The 3645-nt window shown below is 41.7% G+C and carries 4 protein-coding genes; all 4 read right to left on the bottom strand.

The features are described 5' to 3' along the window. A partial coding sequence (locus PX481_RS28330; RefSeq protein WP_288097275.1) for a geranylgeranyl diphosphate reductase occupies window positions 1–815 on the bottom strand: 815 nt, incomplete at its 3' end. Window positions 816–1064: 249 nt separating this feature from the next. After that, window positions 1065–2159, bottom strand: a complete 1095-nt coding sequence (locus PX481_RS28325) for a class III poly(R)-hydroxyalkanoic acid synthase subunit PhaC (protein ID WP_002795840.1) — start codon at window positions 2157–2159, stop codon at window positions 1065–1067. 166 nt (window positions 2160–2325) lie between these two features. After that, the gene (gene phaE / locus PX481_RS28320; protein ID WP_288097273.1) at window positions 2326–3321 is read right to left on the bottom strand and encodes a class III poly(R)-hydroxyalkanoic acid synthase subunit PhaE; all 996 of its coding nucleotides are present in this window, start codon (window positions 3319–3321) and stop codon (window positions 2326–2328) included. 79 nt (window positions 3322–3400) lie between these two features. Continuing rightward, window positions 3401–3613 carry a hypothetical protein gene (locus PX481_RS28315; RefSeq protein WP_002784823.1) on the bottom strand — a complete coding sequence of 71 codons (213 nt, stop codon included), beginning with the start codon at window positions 3611–3613 and terminating at the stop codon, window positions 3401–3403. Between the last annotated feature and the right edge of the window lie 32 nt (window positions 3614–3645).

Here is a 3645-nt window from a genome sequence, read left to right as displayed (position 1 = left end):
CGACCAACTACACGACGAGGACGGGGATGTTCGGGGATGGGGTGAGCCTCCACGCGGATGATTTCGCCCCCTTCCAGACGACGGGCCGCGCGAGCGCGAATACCAGCTTGTAGGTCTTTAATCATGGCTTTATTGACCTTCATTGTGCCAGTACCGACGGCGACGTGATCGTATTTGGGGAATACCCAAGCGTAGAAGTCGGGGGATACGTCTTTTCCTACATACATTTCCGCCAGGTCTTCGTAGTAGGCCATTTTATCTTGGGGAAGACGGATGCGTTCTTGGAAAGCGATCGCATAGTTGTAATCCCCGGCATCAATAGCTTTGGCAATGCGGGAATTAGCACCGTCGGCACCGATAACCACATCCACCTTCAGAGATTTCATTTCTCCTTGGGAATTGCCGTGGGAGTGATCGGCGTAGTGTAGGGTATAGGGATCGGTGCTATTGGTGGGAATGTCGAGACCGTAAACGGTTCCGTTGATTAAATGCGCTCCTAATTTATGGGCGCGTTCTCTCATAAAACCGTCGAGGACTTCCCGACGACACATTCCGATATATTCGTCTTGATTATCGAGATTAATATCGACTTCGACGTTAGAGGGGGAGATCATTTTCATTTTTCTCACCCGGCGATCGATAATTTCAGGAGGTAGGTCAAATTCGCTCACCATACAGAGAGGAATCGCTCCACCACAGGGTTTAGCATTATCTAATTTGCGTTCAAATAAATAGGTTTCAATGCCTGCTTTAGCTAATGTTTCTGCCGCCGAAGAACCGGCCGGCCCTGAACCCACAACAGCGACTCTTAACACTCAGGTTTTCTCCTACATACTTACGAGCGAGTACGCTTTGCAGTGTACCACAGGGGTTTAGCCGAAAGGAACGATATCCTCCGATTCTGCCCGATCTTGCAACAGTGCTTAACATCCTCTGTTACAAAAGTTTATTTTACTGCCCGTAGATGTTTTTTTATCGATGTGTTGTATTGTGTTACACCCGTAGAGAAAAAAAGTGCTAAACCCCTCTCCCAAACTGGGAAAAGGGGATAGGTGCGAGGATTGTTAAGCTCTTGCTTTCAACCAATCGCTAATAGCGGGGGGTAAATCCCGTTGCACTTTGCCACTGACATACATTCCGATATGTCCGACCGGGAAAGCACAAGCGGTATAGTCAGAAGTACCGATATAATTCCCTAAAGCGAGGGAAGAAGCGGGAGGGACAAGGTGATCTTTATCCGCATAAAGATTGAGAATTGGCATAGTCAGATTGTGTAAATCTACCCGTTTATCTCCTAACATCACTTCCCCTTTAATCAGTTTATTTTGCTGATAGAAATCCTTGAGAAACTGTCGATAGGATTCTCCCGCTTGGTCGGGACTATCAAAAATCCATTTTTCCATACGCAGAAAATTAACTAATTTTGATTCGTCTTCCATGATGTCAGGAAAATCAAGGTATTTCTGATAGCCTAACTGTAAAGGTTTCAATTCCAGAAACTCTAAGTTGAGAAAATCTCCCGGGATATTGCCCATGGTATCTACCATTAAATCGATGTCTAATGCTTCGGCTCCCAAGGAACACCCCCCGCGCATATTTAAGAGGGTCTCGGTTTGATAAAAGTCCACCGGTGTCACCATTGTCACCAGATTTTTTACCTTATCGGGATAGAGGGAACTATAGCATAAACTAAAGGTTCCTCCCTGACAGATTCCTAACAGATTAATTTTGTCGAGATGGTGACTTTGACGAATAAAATCGACGCAATTATCGACATAACCATTGATATAATCATCAAGGGTTAACCAGCGATCGCTTCTGGTGGGATATCCCCAATCAATTAAGTAGATATCTAAGCCTAATTTCAGCAGATTTGCCACTAAAGAACGCCCTTCCTGTAAATCTACCATGTAGGGACGATTGACCAAAGCATAAACCATCAACAAGGGAATCTCGAAGGGTTTTTCGACCACGGGTTTAAAGTGGTAGAGAATGATTTTATCTTCCCGATAAACTGCTTCTTTTTCCGAGACTCCACACTGAATATCTTCTTCTTTAACTCGTTTGAGATTGTCTAAACCTTTGAGATTTTTTTGAGTTAATTCTAGATAATCTTGGGTAAAATCTTCCAGTTTCACTTGCGTCAAAAATGGCCACATAATTTAATTCTCCTAGAAAAGTGGGGAAGTGGGGATTTTTCAGTGAGCAGTGAACAGTAAACAGTAATCAGTGAAAAGAAAGTTCCGAAGTTTTCACCTAACACTATATACTGAAAACTGCAATCCGATAACTGATAACTGATAACTGATTGTCAAGCACAATTAACTAATTGTTACTTTCTACTGCTTTTTTTTCTCCTAAAGCTTTTTTGAGACTTTTTACCTCTTTGCGTAATTCATAGATAGTCCGATGAATTTCATCGACTTCGCTGCGGGTGGGCAGATTCATCGAACGCAGGTAAATTTCCATCAAATCCTGCTGTTTGAGGCGATAATCATTGAGGGAATTAATAAATTTTCCCCTTACTTTTAGGTTTTCTGGTTGACAAAAAGCCTTTTCAAAAATATCATCAGCGACGACACTCCACACATCTTGAAATTCTCGCCAATCCTTGACAGGTTGACCTTTTTCTGCTAAGAAAACTAATTTTTTAGTTAAAGCTTCAAAGGATTTAACTTGAATATCAGCCAGCACAATTTGATAGTTAATACTAGCCTGATAAAGAATGCGCCAAGTTTCAAAACTATCGAGTAATTTGCGGTTAAATTCTCGCGGCAATCCCAATAAAGGCATCTGTAACCATTGGCCAAAAGTTTCATCATAAAACTTCTGCCAATAGATATTATTGAGTTCGATCAAAGAAGAAGTATTACCTAACCAAGCTTTGGTTATTGTGTCATTTGACAGGACGAAAGGATCGAACCATAAATGATTGAGACTTTGTAATTGTTGCAGGTAAATTGTCCATAGTTGACTGACATCTTGACTACTTTGGGAAGTGGTAGTAGTAAAACTATTCAGTTGACCGCGCATCTGTTGGGTATAATTATCTAAAATTGTTTGCCAGTCTTCTCCTGTTTGCATTTTCGGGAAGATACTTTCCCAAGCTTCCACCGATAATTTTAGGAATTTGATCAATAAATCCCGATTATCGAAATAGCGCTGGGTTGCCTCTTGTAATTCTGGTTTAATATTGCCCATAGGAGTCGGTATCGCCCCCATCATATCAAACCAACTTGACCACATTTTTGCCCCGGTTTCTGTCCAAAGATTGACGTAATCGGTAGCCATCTCACTCCAAGCTTGTGTCGGTTTATCCATTATTTTTGCCCTTTTCCTTTAACGCTGATTTCGCTAGTTTACTAACCTACTCTACACCCGATAACTGATAACTGATAAGTCATATTTTTCCAGACTTGGCAATTTTTGCTAGTAATCTTAACGCTTCATTGACTGAGGCTGAATCTTGAAAAATTTCCGCCACATCGGGATCGAGAATTATCACATTACTAGCCTGTCGATAAGCTTGATAATATTTGCCACGAATACCACCAGAAAAGTCATATTCAGTTCGCATCTCGTCATTAACCGTTTCTTCAGACTCCTGATTCATAATTTTTTCTCTCCTGTTTACTAGCTAAACGG

This window comes from Microcystis sp. M53603_WE2 (assembly GCF_030065435.1).
This window is presented reverse-complemented; position numbering and strand designations above follow the sequence as displayed.